At 71.1% G+C, this 18,951-nt stretch carries 20 protein-coding genes; 11 read left to right on the forward strand and 9 right to left on the reverse strand.

Going from position 1 to position 18,951, the window contains the following annotated elements; translation table 11 throughout:
* Positions 1 to 11: 11 nt before the first annotated feature.
* The gene (locus PKF00_RS02430; RefSeq protein WP_271215657.1) at positions 12 to 389 is read right to left on the reverse strand and encodes a hypothetical protein; all 378 of its coding nucleotides are present in this window, start codon (positions 387 to 389) and stop codon (positions 12 to 14) included.
* A gap of 255 nt (positions 390 to 644) precedes the next feature.
* Between PKF00_RS02430 and PKF00_RS02435 the strand changes: the two genes are divergently transcribed.
* Positions 645 to 1,496: a DUF72 domain-containing protein gene (locus PKF00_RS02435; protein ID WP_271215658.1), complete on the forward strand. Its 852-nt coding sequence runs from the start codon at positions 645 to 647 to the stop codon at positions 1,494 to 1,496.
* Positions 1,497 to 1,533: 37 nt separating this feature from the next.
* Here the strand turns inward: PKF00_RS02435 and PKF00_RS02440 are convergent, their stop codons facing one another.
* Both PKF00_RS02440 and PKF00_RS02445 read right to left on the reverse strand, forming a co-directional pair.
* Positions 1,534 to 2,880: a cation:proton antiporter gene (locus tag PKF00_RS02440; protein ID WP_271215659.1), complete on the reverse strand. Its 1,347-nt coding sequence runs from the start codon at positions 2,878 to 2,880 to the stop codon at positions 1,534 to 1,536.
* A 658-nt stretch (positions 2,881 to 3,538) separates the two neighbouring features.
* Positions 3,539 to 3,706 carry a hypothetical protein gene (locus PKF00_RS02445; protein WP_271215660.1) on the reverse strand — a complete coding sequence of 56 codons (168 nt, stop codon included), beginning with the start codon at positions 3,704 to 3,706 and terminating at the stop codon, positions 3,539 to 3,541.
* A 462-nt stretch (positions 3,707 to 4,168) separates the two neighbouring features.
* Between PKF00_RS02445 and PKF00_RS02450 the strand changes: the two genes are divergently transcribed.
* Positions 4,169 to 4,771 carry an O-methyltransferase gene (locus tag PKF00_RS02450; protein WP_271215661.1) on the forward strand — a complete coding sequence of 201 codons (603 nt, stop codon included), beginning with the start codon at positions 4,169 to 4,171 and terminating at the stop codon, positions 4,769 to 4,771.
* A 39-nt stretch (positions 4,772 to 4,810) separates the two neighbouring features.
* Here PKF00_RS02450 and PKF00_RS02455 read toward each other — a convergent pair whose 3' ends face one another.
* Both PKF00_RS02455 and PKF00_RS02460 read right to left on the reverse strand, forming a co-directional pair.
* The gene (locus PKF00_RS02455) at positions 4,811 to 6,004 is read right to left on the reverse strand and encodes a sensor histidine kinase (RefSeq protein WP_271215662.1); all 1,194 of its coding nucleotides are present in this window, start codon (positions 6,002 to 6,004) and stop codon (positions 4,811 to 4,813) included.
* A gap of 35 nt (positions 6,005 to 6,039) precedes the next feature.
* Positions 6,040 to 6,693 (reverse strand): response regulator transcription factor, encoded by a 654-nt coding sequence (locus PKF00_RS02460; protein WP_271215663.1) that lies wholly within the window; start codon positions 6,691 to 6,693, stop codon positions 6,040 to 6,042.
* Positions 6,694 to 6,847: 154 nt separating this feature from the next.
* On the opposite strand from PKF00_RS02460, the gene PKF00_RS02465 reads away from it, so the two are divergent.
* The 8 genes from PKF00_RS02465 (at position 6,848) to PKF00_RS02500 (ending at position 14,517) form a co-directional block, all read left to right on the forward strand.
* On the forward strand, positions 6,848 to 7,393 hold the full coding sequence (locus PKF00_RS02465; RefSeq protein ID WP_271215664.1) for a hypothetical protein: 546 nt from the start codon (positions 6,848 to 6,850) through the stop codon (positions 7,391 to 7,393).
* Positions 7,390 to 8,451: an efflux RND transporter periplasmic adaptor subunit gene (locus tag PKF00_RS02470; RefSeq protein ID WP_271215665.1), complete on the forward strand. Its 1,062-nt coding sequence runs from the start codon at positions 7,390 to 7,392 to the stop codon at positions 8,449 to 8,451. The genes PKF00_RS02465 and PKF00_RS02470 overlap by 4 nt, the downstream gene beginning before the upstream one ends.
* Positions 8,448 to 9,320 carry an ABC transporter ATP-binding protein gene (locus tag PKF00_RS02475; protein WP_271215666.1) on the forward strand — a complete coding sequence of 291 codons (873 nt, stop codon included), beginning with the start codon at positions 8,448 to 8,450 and terminating at the stop codon, positions 9,318 to 9,320. The genes PKF00_RS02470 and PKF00_RS02475 overlap by 4 nt, the downstream gene beginning before the upstream one ends.
* Positions 9,317 to 10,519: an ABC transporter permease gene (locus PKF00_RS02480; protein ID WP_271215667.1), complete on the forward strand. Its 1,203-nt coding sequence runs from the start codon at positions 9,317 to 9,319 to the stop codon at positions 10,517 to 10,519. The genes PKF00_RS02475 and PKF00_RS02480 overlap by 4 nt, the downstream gene beginning before the upstream one ends.
* A 354-nt stretch (positions 10,520 to 10,873) precedes the next feature.
* Entirely contained in the window at positions 10,874 to 12,283 is a 1,410-nt protein-coding gene (locus PKF00_RS02485; RefSeq protein ID WP_271216343.1) for a GH25 family lysozyme, read from the forward strand.
* A gap of 140 nt (positions 12,284 to 12,423) precedes the next feature.
* On the forward strand, positions 12,424 to 13,035 hold the full coding sequence (locus PKF00_RS02490; protein ID WP_271215668.1) for a PadR family transcriptional regulator: 612 nt from the start codon (positions 12,424 to 12,426) through the stop codon (positions 13,033 to 13,035).
* A complete protein-coding gene (locus PKF00_RS02495) occupies positions 13,013 to 13,453 on the forward strand; it encodes a hypothetical protein (protein ID WP_271215669.1) in 441 nt (146 codons plus the stop codon). The genes PKF00_RS02490 and PKF00_RS02495 overlap by 23 nt, the downstream gene beginning before the upstream one ends.
* Positions 13,454 to 13,545: 92 nt before the next feature.
* Positions 13,546 to 14,517, forward strand: a complete 972-nt coding sequence (locus tag PKF00_RS02500; protein ID WP_271215670.1) for a GNAT family N-acetyltransferase — start codon at positions 13,546 to 13,548, stop codon at positions 14,515 to 14,517.
* On the opposite strand, the gene PKF00_RS02505 is transcribed toward PKF00_RS02500, so the two are convergent.
* The 3 genes from PKF00_RS02505 to PKF00_RS02515 are packed head-to-tail and all read right to left on the reverse strand — an operon-like array spanning position 14,501 to position 17,036.
* Complete coding sequence (locus PKF00_RS02505; protein WP_271215671.1) at positions 14,501 to 14,908, reverse strand: QcrA and Rieske domain-containing protein; 408 nt, start codon at positions 14,906 to 14,908, stop codon at positions 14,501 to 14,503. The genes PKF00_RS02500 and PKF00_RS02505 overlap by 17 nt on opposite strands.
* Before the next feature lie 45 nt (positions 14,909 to 14,953).
* Entirely contained in the window at positions 14,954 to 16,366 is a 1,413-nt protein-coding gene (locus PKF00_RS02510; protein WP_271215672.1) for a sensor histidine kinase, read from the reverse strand.
* Position 16,367: 1 nt separating this feature from the next.
* Positions 16,368 to 17,036 (reverse strand): response regulator transcription factor, encoded by a 669-nt coding sequence (locus PKF00_RS02515; protein ID WP_271215673.1) that lies wholly within the window; start codon positions 17,034 to 17,036, stop codon positions 16,368 to 16,370.
* Between the two features lie 129 nt (positions 17,037 to 17,165).
* Between PKF00_RS02515 and PKF00_RS02520 the strand changes: the two genes are divergently transcribed.
* Positions 17,166 to 17,894 carry a hypothetical protein gene (locus PKF00_RS02520; RefSeq protein ID WP_271215674.1) on the forward strand — a complete coding sequence of 243 codons (729 nt, stop codon included), beginning with the start codon at positions 17,166 to 17,168 and terminating at the stop codon, positions 17,892 to 17,894.
* Positions 17,895 to 18,203: 309 nt separating this feature from the next.
* On the opposite strand, the gene PKF00_RS02525 is transcribed toward PKF00_RS02520, so the two are convergent.
* Positions 18,204 to 18,743: a hypothetical protein gene (locus PKF00_RS02525; protein ID WP_271215675.1), complete on the reverse strand. Its 540-nt coding sequence runs from the start codon at positions 18,741 to 18,743 to the stop codon at positions 18,204 to 18,206.
* Positions 18,744 to 18,951: the final 208 nt, after the last annotated feature.

Here is an 18,951-nt window from a genome sequence, read left to right on the forward strand (position 1 = left end):
ACGGGGAAGGGCTACCTGCGCCACGTCTCGATGAGCCAGGCGCAGATCTCCGGCTCGGTCATCTCGGGGAACTCTTCGGTGAACGTGGCGAGCGCGCGCATCGCCTCGTCTCGGTCCAGGCCACGCACCGTCGCCGCCCTGAGGTACTCCTGACGCGCGGCGGAAGGACGGCCACCGCCCGCGCCGCGGCCCGGCAGGCCGTCGCGCCACCGCACGATTTCCGCCAGCCGATCAGCCCGCCAGCCTGGAGCTCCGTCGACCTCGACGTCGGGCTCAGGAAACGGGTGGTTCGAGTCGCTCGGATAGCGGGAGCGCCATTTGTGCACCGCGTGCCGGCTCACCCCCAGCGCCTCGCCGATGCCGAGAACGCCGAGAAAGTGCTCGGTCATGGCGCACCAACTTGTCTGTCCGGCCTCCTCCGTTGGTCTCATTCCTACCACGCCTGAGCCGGCGTCCCCGCGTCCACAGGATGCGTCGAACGTCGTCTCTGTTGGAGACAATATTAGAAGGCGCGACAAAACATCGTCAACAACGAAGACGAGGTTCTCCCCGAAGGTCTCCGGCGCCAGGCTGGTGGGTGCCTCCGGCACGGGTCGTGGCGTGATCGGTCGTTTCCGTCGCCGAGCTTGGATAGCGTCGAGGTCATGCGGCTTCATGTGGGATGCGCGATGTGGACGCACGCGCCATGGCAGGGGCGTTTTCTGCCCCACCCGCTTCCTCCCGGGGAACGACTGCGGGCCTACGCGACCTGGTGCAACGCGGTGGAGGGGAACACGACGTTCTACGCGACGCCGACGAGGAGCACGGTGGAGTCGTGGGCGCGCCAGACGGATCCCGACTTCCGCTTCGTGGTCAAGCTGCCCAAGCCGATCACGCATGAGCGTCGTCTCACCGGCGGTGAGGAGGAGCTTCGGTCGTTCCTGGAGGCGATCGAACCGCTCGGGCTGCGAGCTCACGCCCTCTGGGTGCAGCTGCCGGGGTCGTTCTCTCCCGCCGACCTCGGCACCCTGGCGGGCTTTCTTCGCCGGCTCCCTCGTTCGTACAGATACGCCGTCGAAGTCCGTCATCGTGCGTTCTTCGACGACGCGCGATCTGTGCGGCTTCTCGAAAGGGTGCTCGCCGGCGTCGACGCCGAATGGGTCCCGTTCGACACCGTCACCCTCTTCCAGAGCCCTCCGACCAGCGACGCCGAGCGGGATGCGTGGACGAAGAAGCCGCGCGTGCCGCGTAGGTCGGACGCTCTCACCGACCGGCCGATCATCCGCTATCTCGGCCGGGACGCCACGGAGCGCACGGTCGAGGGCTGGCGGCACTGGGTCGACACGGTCACGGAGTGGCTCCGCGAAGGTCGTTCGCCGACCGTTTTCATCCACACCCCCGACAACGCCGACGCGCTGACGCTCGCCCGTCGTTTTCACGAGGAGGTGCGGACCCGGCTGCCCGGGCTCGAGCCGCTGCCCGAGCCCATGCCGGCCGAGCCGCTGACCCTGTTCTGACCGCGGAGCCCCCGGGTTCCTCACGCCGGGGCGCGGGTCACAGGATCGGATCGGCTCCGCTCACCGGCTGGCGGGTCCAGGCTCGGTGCTCGGACTCCCGGATCTCCTCCTCGGCGGTCTGCTCCACCCTGGCCATGGCGATCCGCAGGATCGGCGGGGCCATCAGCGAGGTCACGATCGCGACGAGCACCACGATGGTGTACGCCTCGACGCCGAGGATGCCCAGCCGCAGGCCTACCATGGCGACCACCACCTCGATCACGCCGCGGGCGTTGAGCCCGGCGCCGAGCGCGAGTGCCTCCCACTTGTTGAGCCTGCTCAGCCGCGCCCCGGCGTAGGCGCCGAGGAACTTGCCGATGATCGCGACGGCCAGTACGGCGAGCCCGCTGAGCAGCACCTCGGGCCTGGTCAGCGCGGTCAGGTCCATCCGCAGGCCCGCGGTGGCGAAGAAGATCGGCGCGAACACCGACAGCACGATCGTGCGCAGCGGGGCGAGCCTGACCGGATCGACCTTGCCCGCGTTGCCGATGAGGATGCCGCAGACGAAGGCACCGAAGACCGCTTCGAGCCCCAGGGCGTGGGTTCCGGCCGAGGCGAGCAGGATGAGCACAGCCGCGGTGGCGACGGTCAGCCCTGGTTCGTCCGACTTGTCGGCCAGCCGGAGCGCGCCCCTGACCATCGGGCGGCCGAGCGTGAGCGCGAACACGATGATGGCGGCCAGGCAGGCCAACGAGGTCAGCACGGTTCCGGTGGTCACCGCGTTCACCGCCATCGCGCTCACGATCGACAGCATGAGCCAGCCGAAGGCGTCGTCGATCATGCCGGCGGTCAGCGTGAGCTGGCCGATGTTACGGTGCAGCAGCTTCATGTCCATGAGGGTCTTGGCGATGACCGGGATCGCGCTGACGCACATCGCCACGCCCAGGAACAGCGCGAAGACGGTGGTGTCGGTGCCGTCGGGGATCAGCGCCCCGGGCAGCAGGAAGCCGACGCCGATGCCGAATCCGAGCGGGAGGACGAGGCCGCCGACGCTGACCCCGGCGGCCGTGGCGCCGCGTCGGCGGACCAGACCCATGTCCATGTGGATGCCGGTGAGGCCGACCAGCAGGATCACGCCGATCTGGCCGACGGCGTCGAGCAGGTGGAACTGTTCGAGGTTGGCGGGGAACAGCCAGTTGTGCAGGTCAGGGGCGATGTGCGCGAGGAAGGAGGGGCCGAGGACCACGCCGACGAACAGTTCGCCGACGACGGCGGGCATGCCGAAACGGGCGGCGAGCCGGCCGAGGACCAGTGCCAGCATGAGCAGCAGGCCGACCTGTAGAAGGAACACAAGCAGGTTGTGCGCGGCGATCGGCGCTACGGGAGCACCTGACAAGGCGAGCATGATCCCCCTTGAAGGGTAAGCGATTCCCAGAATGTCTATCTGTGCCTGCTTGGAGCCCACTTGTAGGTGAATCACAAACTAATCGAAGGAGGGTTGCCGTCAATAGCCTTTAAGGTTGGCCGGATAAGCGGTGACGCATTTCATGACGGCCCTTCCGGCGGGCCCGTATGGGGACCATGATCGAATTCATGGGATGCGATGACATTCTTGCCGGTGGGAACGGTGTTTTTCGCCGGGGGGCCAGAACGGCCCGGCGGGGGGCGTTTCCCCTGGTCGGCCGCGCTCGCGGACGGGCCTGCCGCGTACGGCCCACACCCCTGTCCGTCCGGTCACCTGGACCGTCCCGCCGGGACGGGGCGGAGAAAGGCGCATGACGCCGATGTGTGACCGCGATATGGCATCGCGTCACCCGTTCGAAGTCCGGCGTCGTTGTTCGCCGCGGTGAGCGTCATGACGGTCGCGGCTGATTTCCGAGGGACGCCGGGCTTTCTGGAGCCTTTCTCCGTCAGACGTGTTTCAGGCGGCCCCTGGAACGGCTCCCGCCCCGACGGCGGTTTCCGCCGCCGGGGCGGGAGCGAACGCAGCCGGCTACGAAACGGGGCGAAAAGCGGTATGGCGGATATGGGATGCAATCCTGCCCCCTCTTTCCCGCCCGCTGTCATCCGGCCGGAAGCGAGAAGCGCGAAACGGCGGACCGGCCGGTCAGGTGGCCGACGGTCCAGGCGAGGCCGGAGCCTCGGCTGCCGTCGAGCCCGTCGAGGATGCGGATCACTCCGTACGCCAGGACCAGCAGGGAGGCTGCGACAAACGCGACGCGGGGCTTCATGCAGGGGCTCCTCAGTGACGTGCTCACCCCTCAAGCCTGGCTTTCCCCGGCCCGGAAGTAATCGCCGAGAAGGGCTGTCCCAGCACTCCTTCGCACGAGGGAGCGGCTCTTTCCCGCGTCGGCGGCTCAGGCCCGCCGGCGCTCCCGTTCCGCGGGCGCCGGGGCCGCCCGCATGGCCTGACCCGGCACCCGTCGGAAGCCCACGACTCCGCACGGCCTGACCCGGCACCCGCCGGAGGGCCACGACTCCGACATGTGACGGCACGCGTGAAAGCGCCTCCAACGCATACGCTGCGCTCCATGGCTCACGCACCCGCAACGGATCCCGTCATCCCGGGCGTTCGCCCGACACCTCTCGGCGCGGGTGAGAAAGCCCGCCTCCGTCCCGCGAGCAGCCGAGCAACCGCGATCATCGTCGCTCCCGGCGGGCGGCGCTCCGACCTGGGCGGGTGACGGTTCTCGATGGCGCCGAACGGCACCGACGCCTACGACGGCCTGGACGTCCCTCCGCTCGTGGCCCGCGCGGTCGAGCTGGCGAGGAGGCGGGGCTTCCCCTTCTCCTGCCGTCCCGAGCAGGGGCGTCTGCTCCAGGTCCTGGCCGGAGGAGCCCGCTCCTCCGTCGCGGAGACGGGCACGGGATGCGGGGTGGGTCTCGCCTGGCTCGTCACCGGAGCGCGTCCGCGCACCGACATCGTCAGCGTGGAGCGCGAGCCCGACCTCGCACGGGCGTCGGCCGAGCTTTTCGCGGACGTGCCCGGCGTCACCGTGATCTGCGGCGACTGGAGCGTGATCTACGACCGCGCGCCGTACGACCTCGTGGTCCTCGACGGCGGCGGCCACGGCAAGGTCGGTGCTCCCGCCGATCCGTCCCGTCTGCTCCAACCCGGCGGAACGCTCGTGGTCGACGACTTCACCCCGGCTCTGACGTGGCCGCCCATGCACGAGAACGAGCCCGACCTGGCTCGTCTGCACTGGCTGGAGCACCCCCTCCTCGACGCCGTCGAACTCCGCCTGGCCCCCGACCTGGCGGCCGTCGTCGCCGTCCGCCCGCCCCACGGGCGATGACGCGGCACGGCGACCGGCACGGTGACCGGCGCGTCGGCCTCAGCGGGGAAGACGCAGGGCGACGACGAGCCCTCCCTCGGGGCGGGCGCTGGCGGTGACGGTGCCGCCGTGGGCGTCGGTGATGGCCCGCACGATGGACAGGCCGAGCCCGGCCCCGCGCGCCGAGCGGACGCGTTCCCCCTGCAGCCTGCGGAACGGCTCGAACAGTTCGTCCACCTCGTACGGCGGGACCACGGGGCCCGTGTTCTCCACCGTGACGACCGCGGCGTCGTCGTCCTGGTGGACGGTCACCCAGACATCGCCGCCGCTGACGTTGTACTTGACCGCGTTCTCCAGGAGGTTGAACACACAGCGTTCCAGGAAGAGCGGGTCGCCCACGGCGAGCGCCTGACGCGGATCCTCGTGGACGGTCACCCGCCGCCTGCGCGGTTCGAGGGAGATCTGCTCCAGCGCGGTGCGCACGACCTGGCACAGGTCGACGGGCTTGCGGACGGTGAGCTCCTGCTCGGACTGCGCGAGCAGGAGCAGCCCCTCGATCAGCCGCTCGTATCTGGCGTTGGTGCCCAGGAGCGCGCGGGCCAGCGCCTTGAGGTCCGCGGAGGCCGTCGGCTCCTCCAGCGACACCTCCAGGATGGTGCGGTTGATCGTCAACGGGGTGCGCAGTTCGTGGGAGGCGTCGGCGACGAAGCGGCGCTGGGCGTCGAACACCCGGTGCAGGCGGTCGAGCATCGCGTCGAAGGTGTCGGCGAGCCGCTTGACCTCGTCCTGCGGGCCGTGGAGCGCGATCCGTTCGTGCAGGGTGCTCTCCGAGAGCCGCTGCGCGGTCTCGGTGACCCGGTCGAGGGGCCGCAGCGCGCGGTCGGCCACCAGGTAGCCGACCACCACCGCGATGATCCCGATCAGGATCATGACGACCAGCGAGGAGCGCACCATCTCGTCGAGCACGCTGGCCGCCCGCTGCTCGACCTCCGTCCTCAGCTGCTGGGCCGCCTGCCCGGTGGGCGTGTCGTCGATGAGGGTCTTGGGAAAGGTCTGGTCGGTCGCGCCCGGGGGCAGCACCGCCTTGTTGAGCTTCACGACGAACTGCTGGTTCAGCGCCCTGGCGGTCAGCAGGTAGGTGAGCCAGAGCAGCACCGATCCCGCGGCGAAGAACAGCCCGCCGTACAGCAGGGTGAGCCGCATGCGCAGGCCCGGTCTGTTCCAGGGGAGACCGAAGGGAAGGGCTCTTCTCACGAGGGTCCCTTTACCGCGCGACGGGTTCGGGACCGTCAAAACCGGTACCCCCTGCCCGGCACGTTCTCGATCACCGAGGGAGCGCCGAGCTTCTTGCGCAACGAGGTGATGGTGACGCGCAGCACGCCGGTGCCCGCCTCCGCGTACTCGTCCCACACGCTCCTGCGCAGCTCCGCCGAGCTGACGAGATCCCCGTCCGCTCGCAGCAGCACCCGCAGGACGTCGAACTCCTTGCGGTTCAGCGCGATCTCCCGCCCGTCCCTGGTGACCGTACGGCGGGCGGGGTCGAGCCTGATCCCGGCCCGTTCGAGCACGGACGGCGCCGATCTGGGGGAACGGCGGGCCAGCGTCCGTATCCTGGCCACCAGCTCGGCGAACGCGAACGGCTTGGTCAGGTAGTCGTCCGCGCCCATGGAGAGCCCGTCGACCCGGTCGCGAATCTGCCCCGCCGCGGTCAGCATGAGGATCCTGCCGTGCTCGTTCTTGCCGGTCAGCTCGCGGCAGACGTCGTCGCCGTGGACCTCGGGGAGGTCGCGGTCGAGGACGACGACGTCGTAGTCGACGTAGGCGGCCATCTCCAGCGCGTCCTGCCCGTCGTAGGCCACGTCGACGGCGATGGCGTGCAGCCGCAGGCCTCGCGCGATGGTGTCGGCCAGCTGTTCCTCGTCCTCGACGACAAGCACTCGCATTCCGCCTCCCTGTTCTCTGACGAGAGTGGCCGAAGGTGTGTTAGACGCGGGTAAGACGGTCGCCGGGGTTCACGGCTTATCCAGGTTTAGCACCGCGCCCGCTGAAGTGAGGCCGCGCCCCGGGCGAGCGACCCGCGGCGCGAAGGAGTGAGCCATGAGGGTTCGACCGTTGCTGGCCGCCGTCTCGCTGACCCTGTCACTGACCGCGTGCGGCGCCGGAGCCGGAACCGCGTCCGGGACGGGAGCGGGCAACGACGGCGTCGCCGGCGTGGGCGGCGGCTCTGCCACGCCGGCCGCCTCCGCCTCGGGGTCCGCCCCGACCGACCGGCGGGAGGCGCAGCTGAAGTTCGCCCAGTGCATGCGGGAGCACGGCATGGACGTGCCCGACCCGGGACCCGACGGCAGGGTCATGATCAGGCAGGGCAAGGGCGGCGGCGAGGCCACGGCGCAGAAGGCGATGCAGGAGTGCGAGCACTTCATGAAGGACGTGGTCAGCGACAAGGGGCCCGCGAACGACCCGAAGGCCCGTGACCAGATGCTGAAGTACGCCCAGTGCATGCGGCAGCACGGCGTCGACATGCCGGACCCCGGCACCGACGGCCGGTTCAGGGTGGAGATCCCCAAGGGCGGGGAGCCGAAGCTCAAAGAGGCCGAGGAGGCGTGCAAGGAGTTCGCGCCGAACCTGAAGGGGCCGCAGTGAGGAAGGGGCTCACCGCCGTCGCGGGCCTTCTCGTGCTCGCCGCCGCCTGGACGGCGGTCGCGGTCCTCGGCGACGGCGGCACGCAGGCGGCGGCGCCGAGCAGGCCGCCCCTGCCCGCCACGGCGACGATCACCCGGCAGGACCTGGTGGACACCAAGACCGTGGACGGCTCGCTCACCTACGCCGGTGAGCGGCGGCTCGGCACGGACGCCTCCGGCACGGTGACGTGGGTGGCGGCGGAGGGCGCGGTGGTCCGCAGAGGCCGCCCGCTCCTCAAGATCGACCGGAAGCCGGTCGTCGTGATGTACGGCTCGCTGCCGCTCTACCGCCCGCTGCGCCAGGGCGTGTCGGACGGGCCCGACGTCGAACAGCTGGAACGCAACCTCAAGGCGCTCGGTCACGGCGACTACCTGACGGTGGACGACCACTTCAGCTACGCGACCCACCTCGCCGTCAAGGAGTGGCAGGACGACGCGGGCCTGCCGGAGACCGGGCAGGTGGACGCCGCCCAGGTGATCTTCCTGCCCTCGGCGGTCCGGGTCACCGACGCGAAGGTCGCGGTCGGCGAGAAGGTTGCCCCGGGGCGGCCGGTCCTCACGGTCAGCGGCATGCGGCGGCTGGTGCACGTGGACCTCGACACCGGTGACCAGACGCTGGTCAGGAAGGGCGCGAAGGTGTCCGTCGAACTGCCTGGCGGCGAGCGGGCGACCGGCAGGATCAGCGCGGTCGGCACGGTCGCCGAACCGGTCGAGTCCGGCCAGGGTGGCGACGGCGGCACCACCGTCGACGTCGACATCACCCTCGACAGGACCCCGAAGACCAGGCTCGACCAGGCCCCGGTCGAGGTGGAGCTGGTGAGCGAACGACGCGAGAACGTCCTGACCGTGCCGGTCGAGGCGCTGCTCGCGCTGCGCGAGGGCGGATTCGGCGTCGAGGTCGTCGAGGGCGGCGCGACCCGCGTCGTGTCCGTGGAGACGGGCGGCTTCGGCAGCGGCCTGGTGGAGATCACCGGTAAGGGGCTCTCCGAGGGCATGAAGGTCGGAGTGCCCGCCCCATGAGCGAGCCGTACACGGGGGAGACGGACAAGCCTGACACGGCGGGCGGGGCGCTCGCGGTGGGAAGGAGCGGGCCGTACACGGTGGGCGGGCCGCGTGTGGTGGGGAGGAGCGGGCCGGACGCGGGAGACAAGGGCGGCCCGGACGCGGTGGGCGGGCCGTACGTGGTGGAGCTGCGCGATGTGACCAAGCTCTACAACGGGCACGTGCAGGCGCTGCGCGGGGTGGATCTGACGGTCGGGCACGGCGAGCTGGTGGCCATCGTGGGACCTTCGGGTTCGGGGAAGTCCACCCTGCTCCACATGATCGGAACCCTGGACCGGCCGACCACCGGGGTCGTGCGCATCGCGGGCCGTGACGTGGCCGAGCTCTCCGACCGCGAGCTGTCCGCGCTGCGCGCACGCCACCTGGGGTTCGTGTTCCAGCAGTTCCACCTGTCCCCCGGGGTCACCGCGCTGGACAACGTGGCCGACGGCCTCCTCTACACCGGCGTCGCGCTGCGGAGCAGGCGGGAGCGGGCCGCGGCGGCACTGGAACGGGTGGGACTCGGCCACCGGCTGGGGCACAGGCCGAACCAGCTCTCCGGGGGCGAGCAGCAGCGGGTCGCGGTGGCCCGCGCGGTGGCGGGCGACCCGCCGCTGCTGCTCGCGGACGAGCCGACGGGCAACCTGGACTCCGCGGCGGGGACCGAGGTGCTGCGGGTCCTACGGGACCTGCACGCGGCCGGAACCACGATCGCGGTCATCACCCACGACGCGGAGATCGCCGAATGGTGCCCCAGACAGGTCAGGGTCCGCGACGGCCAGATCATCGCCGACCGGGGCGACGGCCGCGAACCCCCGGCGGAGATCACGAAGGGAGGCGCGACGTGACGCGCACGGCAGGGCGGCTGACGCCCGCCAGGCTCAGCCCCTCCGACGTCCTGCGGGTCGGCGCGGTGGGGCTCCGCACCCGTCCCACGAGGGTGATCCTGTCCGCGCTGGGGATCGCCATCGGCATCGCCACCATGATCGCGGTGATCGGCATCTCGTCCTCCTCGCAGGAACAGCTGCTGCGCCAGCTCGACCGGCTCGGCACCAACCTGCTCACCGTCTCGGCGGGCCGCACCCTCTTCGGGGAGGAGGCCAAGCTGCCCACCGGGGCGGTCAGCATGGTCAAGCGCGTCGGCCCGGTCATCACGGCCTCCGCCACCGGAGTCATCGAGGCGACCGTGCGGCGGACCGACCGCATTCCCAAGGAGGTGACCGGGGGCATCGCCGTACAGGCGGCGACCACCGAGCTGCTCACCACGCTCGAGGGAGGCGTCACGAAGGGGGCCTGGTTGAACGCCGCCACCGAGCGGCAGCCCGCCGTCGTCCTGGGGTCGAAGGCCGCAGAACGGCTCGGCGTCACCAGGACCGGCGTGCGGGTGTGGATGGGAAAGCGGTGGTTCACCGTCATCGGGCTCCTGGGCCCCATGCCGCTCGCCCCCGAGATCGAACGGTCGGCGCTCGTCGGGTTCCCCGCCGCAGAGGAACACCTGGGCTTCGACGGGCATCCGACGACGATCTACGAGAGGTCGGCGGAGGAGGCGGTCGAGGCGGTCAGAGGGGTCCTGCCCCGCACGGTCAATCCGGAGAACCCGGAGGAGGTCGACATCAGCAGGCCCTCGGACGCGCTGGTCGCCAGGGCCGCCGCGGCGGGTGCGTTCACCAACCTGCTGCTCGGCCTCGGCGCGGTCGCGCTGCTGGTCGGCGGGGTCGGGGTGGCCAACACCATGGTGATCTCGGTGCTGGAGCGTCGTAAGGAGATCGGCCTGCGCCGTTCGTTCGGGGCGACCCGTGGGCAGGTACGCGTCCAGTTCCTGGCCGAGTCCCTGCTGCTGTCCGCGCTGGGCGGGGTGGTGGGGGCGGTGCTCGGCGCGCTCGCGACCGCCGGATACGCCCTGTCGCGAGACTGGCCTCCCATCGTGCCGCCCTGGGCGATCGGCGGCGCGGTCGCCGCGACCCTCGTCATCGGCACGGTCGCCGGGATCTACCCCGCCATGCGCGCCGCCCGCCTGTCTCCGACGGTCGCCCTGGCCACCACATGACCGGACGCGGGCGGCGGCACCCGTCGTCGCCCGCCCGTCGCGCCGTGTTCCGGGCACGTCCACGACGTCGGCACGGCGGGCGGTGACGCCGTGCGGTGATGGTGGGCGGCGACGGCGGGCGGGTCGGCGGCGGGTCGGCGCCGGCTCCGGGGCTGGGGCTGGGGCAGAGGCGGGGGCGGGTGCGGGGCTGGGGCGACCTCCGCGGGGGGCGAGACGGTGTTCCTCGAGGTGACATTCCTGTGTGAAAGGCGGTAACTCGAGTGACGACCGCCCTCGGTTCTTGCGGTTCCTCGTGATCATCAGTCAGGATCTTGCCCGTTGCCGCGCGGAGGGTGATGGATTCACGTGAAACACATGTCTCTGCTGGTCGCGCCTGTCGTGGCGGTGGTGTGCCTTTCGGGAACCGCTCACGCGGAGCCGGGGGTGACCGAGACATCGGGGATCCGTGGAGTCGACGTCAGCAACTGGACGGGGCAGGTCGACTGGGCGGCCGTCGCCGCCGGCGGCGGCGCGTTCGCCTTCGTGCACGCCTCGGAGGGGCTGAACTACCGTAATCCCCTGTTCGCCGAGCAGGAGGGCGGAGCCGCGGCGGCGGGACTGATCCGGGGCGCCTACCATTTCGCCCAGCCTCACGAGTCGGACGGCGCGGCGCAGGCCGACTTCTTCGTCGACAACGGCGGCGGCTGGGCTCCGGACGGTCAGACCCTGCCCGGCGTGCTGGACATCGAGGACAATCCGTACACCAGCAGAAACGGCCTCGACAACTGCTACGGAATGGACCAGGGGCAGGCGGTCGCCTGGCTGGACGCCTTCACCTCCCGATACCGGGAGCGGACCGGACGGGACGCGATCATCTACACCACCACGAGCTGGTGGCGGACCTGCACGGGAAACTCCACGACCTTCGGCCGCAACCCCCTGTGGCTGGCCCGGTGGGGCGCCGAGCCCGGGGCGCTTCCCGCGGGCTGGCTGCGCCACACCTTCTGGCAGGCCGCCGACAAGGGGGCGCTTCCCGGCGGGCAGAACGTCTTCAACGGCACCCTGTCGCAACTGAGGACGCTCGCCCAGCCTCCGGCGGAGCTGGCCGCCGCGGGCAGGGTGGCGGGCGACAACGCCTACGTCGTCACGGTCCTCAACACCGCCCCGATTCCCGCCGCCGGAATCGAGGTGGTCGGCAGGTCCCTCGGCGGGCGGAAGATCGTCAAAGCGGGCCCCGGATGCCTGTTCAGCGGTACGGAGGCGCACTGTTCGATCGCCGAGCTGAGCCCGGGGGGCACGGCCGAGCTGCGCTTCGTCACCAAGCCGAACAGGCAGGGCAGGAAAGAGGGGGCGGGAGCCGGCAGGGCGGACAAGGCGGGCCGGGCGGCCAGGGAAGACCGGACGCCTCGGGAGGAGCGGACGGCCCGGGAGGAGCGGGCGGCCGGGGATGATCAGGCGGTCCGGGAAGAACGGACGGTCAGGGAGGAGCGGGCGGCCAGGGGTGATCAGGCGGCCAGGGAGAACCTGGCGGGCGGGGACGACCAGGCGGACCGGACGAACGGGGATGACCAGGCGGCCCGGGAGGGGCGGACAGTCGGGGATGACCAGGTGGCCCGGGAAGAACGGACGGTCAGGGAGGAGCGGGCGGCCAGGGGTGATCAGGCGGCCAGGGAGAACCTGGCGGGCGGGGACGACCGGGCGGGCAGGACGAACGGGGAGGACCGGGAGCGAGGAATGAGGGTCACCATCGGCACGGTGGTCCTCACCGTCGGCTCCGAGCGATAGGGCCGGAGGGCCCGGCCTGACGGGACGTCGGCCGGAGCGGCCCGGCGACGGCGTCGGCACGGCCGTCCTGATCGATCAGTGGTGTGCTTCGCGCTTCAATAGTGCATAATGCAATAAAGAGGTTTGCATTAGGAGTCGTGATGCCGCGAAGCCCAGATCTGGTCGGACTGACCGTGCTCGCGCTGCTCTCGGTCAAGGCGAGTCACCCCTACGAGATGCACCGGCTGATCCTGGACACGCACAAGGACTACGTGACCGGGCTGCCGCGCAGTCTCTACCACGCGGTCGACCGTCTGGCCGGGGACGAGCTGATCGTGCCCGTCGAGACGAGCCGGGAGGGGCGCAGGCCGGAGCGGACGGTCTACCGGCTCAGCGACGAGGGCAGGGCGGAGCTGGGGACCCGGCTGCGGCGGCTGCTGGCGGAGCCGGGACAGGACAGACGGCACTTCCTCGCCGCGATCTCGCTCATCGGATGCCTGTCCGAGCCTGACGCCGAGCGGGCGCTGCTGACCCGTGCCGCGGCCCTGGAGAGCGCGGTCTTCGCCTGTGACGCGCACCTGAGGAGCCTGGAGGAGAGCGGGCTGCCCCGGCTGCTGCTCCTCGAACTCGAATGCGAGCGCGCGCTCCGCGGAGCGGAGCTCGACTGGGTGCGAAGCGTCCTGGAGCGGCTCGGGACAGGGGAGCTGTCCTGGAAGGACCGTCCTGGTTTCGACATGATGGGAGCGTCGGATGAAGAAGACCCTGCTGTATGAGGTGGCGGGGGTGGTCGAGACCTCGCCGGAGCGGGTGAAGCGGCTGATCCTCGCGGTGCGTCCCGGTCCCGTCGGCCCGGACAACGTCTGGCTGCTGTCCTCGGCGGGAGGAACGGTCGAGGGAGGCCCGGGACGGTTCACCCTGCGGATGCCGGGCCACGCGATGACCGTCGAGGTGACCGAGGAGACCTTCGCCGCCCAGGGCGGATGGTGGTACAGGGGGGAGTACACCGTCGAGCCGCATCCCGAGGGCACGCTCTTCGTCCACCGCGTCTTCAACGTCGCCGCCCGGGGCCGCTGGGCGGCTCCGCTGGCCAACCGGCTCTTCGTCGGCTTCGGCGGGAAGACCAGGAGTGGTTTCGCCGACGGGCTCCGGCTGATCGGGCGGGAGCTGGACTGCGGGACGCGCCTGCTCTGACGCGCCCACGTCGTCCCGGGCTCTCGATCGCCCGCCGGACCCGAGGGAAAACCTTTCGCGATCACGACATAAGTGATCATATGCTCCGCCTCATGACGTTCGAGTGGACTCCGCTGGCCATAACGGGTGTGAGCGAATGGGCGGAGCTGCTCGCGGCGGTCGAGGCCGAGGACGGGACCGGGGAGCACCACAGCCAGGACGACCTCGTCGACGAGCTCGGCCTCGCGCTGCTCGACCTCGAGGACGGCACCCGCGCCGTATGGGACGGGGACAGGATGGTGGCCTTCGGAGCCGTCTACGCCAGACAGGCGGCGGACCCGGTTCACCTCATGCGCCTGTGGTGCGCGGTGCATCCGGACTACCGGCGTCGCGGCCTCGGCGGGCGACTGGTGGACTGGGCGGTCCAGGCCGCCAGGGTGATCCACGAACGGCGCTTTCCCGGCCTGCCTCTCGAGCTTCACGCCTATGTGAACGACCGCAACCGGTGGGCCGGGGCCGTGGTGACGGCGGCCGGTCTGACGCCGATCCGGTTCTTCTACGACATGGGCCGCGGCCTGGACGACCCCCTGCCGGTGGGCGTCATGCCCGAAGGCCTGAGGGTCGTCCCCTATGCCGAGGACCTCGACGAGACGGCCATGCGGGTGCGCAACGAGGCCTTCGTCGATCACTGGGGCAGCGTGCCGCACACCCGGGAGAGCTGGCGGAGCATGGTCGTCGGGGCGGGGGCCTTCAGCCCGGAGGACTCCTTCGTCGTCCAGGAGGAGTCGGGAAGGGGCGTCGGGCTGCTGATCACCCACTACTTCGAGGCCGAAACCGAGATCACCGGCGTCCGTGAGGCGTGGATCCAGATCATCGGCACCCTGCGCGAGTGGCGGGGCAGAGGGGTGGCGGGCGCGCTGCTCGCCCACGCCCTCACCGAGTTCCGCGCCAGGGGATACCACAGGGCCGGTCTGGGGGTGGACGTGGCCAACTCGACCGGCGCGCTGGGCGTCTACACGCGTGCGGGATTCGAGGTCAAGCAGCGCACGACGGCCTACGGGATCGAGCTCAGCCCAGGCGGATGACGCCCTTGGAGACCTTGATCCTCCGTCGGGGGAGCGCCTGCGAGGCCGGTCCCCTGACGACGGAGCCGTCGGTGACGCTGAACCTGCTGCCGTGGCAGGGGCAGTTGATGGTGCCGCCGCTGATGGTCCCGACCGTGCAGCCCTGGTGCGTGCACTTGGCGCTGAAAGCCCGGAAGGTGCCCCTGACCGGCTGAGTGACCACCCATGTGCCCTTGATGATCTTTCCGCCGCCGACAGGGATGCTCTTGGTCTTGACCAGGACGGGAGCGGCGTCCGTCTCCGCCTCTGAGGCCTCGGCGGGGCGCGCCCACGTGACGGCGGAGGCGACCAGGGCGGTGGCGCCGCCCAGCAGACTCCGGAAGATCATCAACCTGCGGGTGGGGAACGGCATGGCGGGCCTCCCGTGACGAGGGCTCCTCAGTGAGCCACGGGTGATTCATATCACGGGAAAACGGGCGCGCAACCACGCTCCCCGGGATCCGGCGACGAGGTCGAGGCGGCCGCCGTGCCGTACCGCGATGTCCCTGGCGATGGCGAGCCCGAGCCCTGATCCGCCCGCGTCCCTGTCCCTGGCCTCGTCCAGCCGGGTGAACCGGTCGAAGACCGCCTCACGGTGCTCGTCGGGGATGCCTGGCCCGTCGTCGCGCACGTCGAGCAGGGCCTCGCCCTCGTCGAGGGCCAGACGGACGGTGACCGTGGAGTCCGCGTGCCGTACCGCGTTGTCCACCAGGTTGGCCACCAGGCGGCGCAACTGGTCGGCCGAGCCCCGGACCACCGCGTCCACCGCCACGTCGAGCGCCACCTGGATCTCGGGCCTGGGGCGGGACCTCGTGGCCTCCTCGGCGGCCACCTGGCCGAGGTCCACCTCCTCGTGGCAGGCGGGCTCTCCCGCGTCCAGGCGGGCCAGCAGCAGCAGGTCGGAGGTGAGCTTCTGGAGCCGTTCGACGTCGGTCAGCGCCTCCGCCGCCAACGGCTCCGGCGGGGCGAGCTCCAGGCGGGTGCGCAGGACGGCCAGCGGGCTGCGCAGTTCGTGGGCGGCGTCGGCGACGAAGCGCTTGTGCCGGTCGACGGCGAGCTCCAGCCGGTCGAGCGTGCGGTTCATGGTCTCGGCGAGCCGGGCGATCTCGTCGCGCGAGCGCGGCACGGGGACCCGGCGGTGCAGGTCGCTGGCGGTGATGTCGGCCACCTCGGCGCGGATGGCCGAGACCGGCGCGAGCGCCCTGCCGACCACCAGCCAGGTCAGCGCCGCGACCAGCAGGAGCAGCGCGGGGATGCCGGGCAGCAGCAGGCCCTGCAGGGACTGCAGGGCGGCCTTGGTCGGCTCCAGGGAGGCCCTGGCCCGCACCAGCAGCGGTCCCTTCGCCGTGGCGACCGGCATGGTGGCCACGGCGAAGGAGCCACAGGACGTCCACTTCCGAGTCGGCGCCCCGGCGGGAGGCGTGGCCGAGGACTCGACGGAGAACACCGGCTCCGTGGGCACGCAGGAGAGCGCGGAGACGGAACCGGAGACGGTCGAGGAGACCTTCGAGAGGAGGGCCGGTCGGTCGTCGGGGGTGGTGAGGTCGAACCGGGGGTCCGCGCCCCGGACGGACTCGTCGATGATCATGATGTCCGGATCGATGACCCGTTCGGCGACTCCGCCGACGCTGTCGGCCTTGCTGTCGGCCTTGAGCCGGGTGAGGAGCGCCTCGGCGGTGGCGTCGGCACGCCTGGTGGCCTCAAGGGACGCGCTCTCCACCAGGCTGCCCCTGAGCACGCCGACGAGCACGGCCGCCGCGACCCCCAGCGCGACCGCGACGATGACGGTGGCCGCCAGGGTGGCTCTCACCCGGACCGACAGACGTGGCATCTCAGGCCTCCAGCCGGTAACCGGCGCCGCGCACGGTCACCAGGGACGTCCGGCCGAACGGTGAGTCGATCTTGCGACGCAGCGCGCTGATGTACACCTCGACGATGTTCGGGTCGCCGTCGTAGGCGAAGTCCCAGGCCTGGGCCAGCAGCTCGCTCTTGGAGACCACCTCGCCCGCCCTGCGGGCCAGACCGTGCAGGACCGCGAACTCCTTGGGGGTGAGGGAGATCTCGACCTCTCCCCTGCGGCAGCGGAGCCCGGCCGGGTCGACGGCCAGGTCGCCGACCACGATGGAGACGGGCCGCGCCCTGCCTCCCCTGCGGGTCAGCGCGCGCAGCCGGGCCAGCAGCACCACGTAGGAGAACGGCTTGGACAGGAAGTCGTCGGCGCCGGTGTCCAGGGCCTCGGCCTCGTCGTGCACCCCGTCCTTCGCGGTGAGCATCAGGATCGGCGTCCAGTTCTCGGCGTCACGAAGCCTGGCGCAGACGGTGTAGCCGTTCATGCGCGGCAGCATGACGTCGAGCACGATCACGTCGTAGGCGTTCTCACTCGCCATCCACAGCCCGTCGCGTCCGTCGTGGGCGACATCGACGGCGAAGCCCTCGGCGGCCAGGCCGCCCTTCAGCAGGTCGGCCAGGCGCTTCTCGTCCTCAACCAGCAGCATGCGCATGCCGTCCAGCGTGCCGCAGCCCGCCTAAAGCCAACCTGAAGACGACTTCTGCCGCCTTCAGGCTGGGTTCAGCCGACGGGCGCGAGCCTGTGATCTCCAGATCCACCGAGCCAGAAAGGGAGAACAGGCATGCGTACCCGCATCCTCGCCGCCGTCACGCTGACGGCCGGTGTCCTGATGAGCACGCTGACCGGCGCGGCCAACGCCGACACCCCGCCTCCGGCGACCGTCACGGACACTCCGACCCCGGCGCCCACCGTGGAGAACCCCGCCCTCGACGAGGGCGCCTTCGTCGTCCGCTGCGAGGGCGGCGCGGTGATCGCGAGGGTGCGCAAGCTCTCCGAGGAGGAGATCAGGAAGCTCAAGGAGAAAGGCGCTCTGTTCCATGAGAGGAGGCTGAAGGGAGACGTGCGGCTCAGGGGCGGGGAGTCGACGGTGATCACCCCCGACGCTCTCGGCGAGCTCCCCGACCCGGCGAAGCTCAAGGAGCTCAAGGAGCAGCTCAAGGAGAAGGCCTTCGAGATCCGGGTGGGCGGTGTCGAGGAGGCGCCGGGGGGCACGAAGGGCTCGGGCGAGGGCGCCGTCGCGCAGTCGTACTCGATCTTCGGTGAGGCCGCCCCCGGGGAGCCGAACCCGGTCTTCGACGAGGCCGTTCCCGATGTCAAGGGGCCGGCCGACGACACGGCGGCACCCGTCAAGCCCCATGTCGAGGGCGCCGAGGAGCCCGCGTCCGAGCTCTTCACCAAGGTGCTGCCGGACGGTGACATCACGATCGTGGAGTCGCCGGCCGCCGGGGCGGAGAAGAAGGCCTTCTCGCTCGAGAAGCACGGCCCGATCCACTGCGTCAAGCGGCCCTGACCTCGCGCGGGCCGTGCCGCACGGGGGACCGGCACGGCGCACGCGGGCCGTACCGCACGGAGGACCGGTACGGCGGCGGCGCGGAGAGGTGAGCGCGGGGGTGCCGGACGAGCCGAGGGGAAAGGCCATGGCGCCCGCCGGTGACGATCCCGGTACGGTCGCCCCCCGAAGACGCCGGAGTCCGCGCGGACGGTCTCTCCCGCGCGGACGGTCCCTCCCGCGCGTTCGGGCTCTCACGTGTGCGGACGGAAGAGCCCGAACGCGCGGATACGGCCCGCACCAGGCTGGTGCGGGCCGTATCCGTGTGGATCAGGGCAGCTTCTTCGAAGCCTGATCCGCCGCGTGCTCGGCCTTCTCGCCGGCCTGGTCGGCCTTGGCGCCGATCTTCGCCTTGGCCTCCTCCGCCACGTCGGAGACCTTCGCCGACGCGGACCGCGCCTTCTCCGACGCCCACCGCGAGGCGTCCGAGGCGTTCTCCTTCATCGCGTCGGTCCACTGGTCGGCGCTCTTGCGGTACAACGCGAAGCCGACCGCGCCCACCGCGAGGCCCGTGAGCAACAGGAGCGTCGGCCACCTGCGGGACCTGGTCCGAGGCGTGGGATCGACCTTGCTGGCGGCCTGCGACAGCAGGGCGCTGACCTTCGGTGCGAGCTGCTCCTCAACCGAGTGGGCGGCAGCGTCCAGCTTGGGCGCCGCCCATTCCCTGGCGACATAGATCCTGTCGCCGGCCGCGCCACGGGCGTGGCTGGCGGCCTCACGGGCCTGGATGGCCGCCTCGCGGGCCTGGGCGGCCACCGGGCCGACCCGCTCGGAGGCGAGATCGGCGGCACGGACCACCTGAGCTTTCACCTGATTAAGCCGCGTGTCCGGAATCACAATCGTGTGGCGCTTTCCAAATAGTGCAAGAGGCACGTCAACCTCCCCAGTCGTCGGGGCCCCGTTGCCTCCCCTTCCCGCTCGAAGGCGGCTCAATCATTACCGGCCGTGGGAGGATGCTAGGTGGACCGGCTACGGCCGCAGCCATCAGAACACCATGAAACAGCACGTTGCAGAGGCT

The organism is Streptosporangium carneum, assembly GCF_027922005.1.
GTDB classification, from domain to species: Bacteria; Actinomycetota; Actinomycetes; order Streptosporangiales; family Streptosporangiaceae; genus Streptosporangium; species Streptosporangium carneum.

Bases quoted from the DNA above. Each gene is read 5' to 3' on its own strand.
- PKF00_RS02430 (WP_271215657.1), bottom strand. From the start codon at position 389: ATGACCGAGCACTTTCTCGGCGTTCTCGGCATCGGCGAGGCGCTGGGG.
- PKF00_RS02435 (WP_271215658.1), top strand. From the start codon at position 645: ATGCGGCTTCATGTGGGATGCGCGATGTGGACGCACGCGCCATGGCAG.
- PKF00_RS02440 (WP_271215659.1), bottom strand. From the start codon at position 2,880: ATGCTCGCCTTGTCAGGTGCTCCCGTAGCGCCGATCGCCGCGCACAAC.
- PKF00_RS02445 (WP_271215660.1), bottom strand. From the start codon at position 3,706: ATGAAGCCCCGCGTCGCGTTTGTCGCAGCCTCCCTGCTGGTCCTGGCG.
- PKF00_RS02450 (WP_271215661.1), top strand. From the start codon at position 4,169: ATGGCGCCGAACGGCACCGACGCCTACGACGGCCTGGACGTCCCTCCG.
- PKF00_RS02460 (WP_271215663.1), bottom strand. From the start codon at position 6,693: ATGCGAGTGCTTGTCGTCGAGGACGAGGAACAGCTGGCCGACACCATC.
- PKF00_RS02465 (WP_271215664.1), top strand. From the start codon at position 6,848: ATGAGGGTTCGACCGTTGCTGGCCGCCGTCTCGCTGACCCTGTCACTG.
- PKF00_RS02475 (WP_271215666.1), top strand. From the start codon at position 8,448: ATGAGCGAGCCGTACACGGGGGAGACGGACAAGCCTGACACGGCGGGC.
- PKF00_RS02485 (WP_271216343.1), top strand. From the start codon at position 10,874: ATGTCTCTGCTGGTCGCGCCTGTCGTGGCGGTGGTGTGCCTTTCGGGA.
- PKF00_RS02490 (WP_271215668.1), top strand. From the start codon at position 12,424: ATGCCGCGAAGCCCAGATCTGGTCGGACTGACCGTGCTCGCGCTGCTC.
- PKF00_RS02495 (WP_271215669.1), top strand. From the start codon at position 13,013: ATGAAGAAGACCCTGCTGTATGAGGTGGCGGGGGTGGTCGAGACCTCG.
- PKF00_RS02500 (WP_271215670.1), top strand. From the start codon at position 13,546: ATGACGTTCGAGTGGACTCCGCTGGCCATAACGGGTGTGAGCGAATGG.
- PKF00_RS02505 (WP_271215671.1), bottom strand. From the start codon at position 14,908: ATGCCGTTCCCCACCCGCAGGTTGATGATCTTCCGGAGTCTGCTGGGC.
- PKF00_RS02510 (WP_271215672.1), bottom strand. From the start codon at position 16,366: ATGCCACGTCTGTCGGTCCGGGTGAGAGCCACCCTGGCGGCCACCGTC.
- PKF00_RS02515 (WP_271215673.1), bottom strand. From the start codon at position 17,036: ATGCGCATGCTGCTGGTTGAGGACGAGAAGCGCCTGGCCGACCTGCTG.
- PKF00_RS02520 (WP_271215674.1), top strand. From the start codon at position 17,166: ATGCGTACCCGCATCCTCGCCGCCGTCACGCTGACGGCCGGTGTCCTG.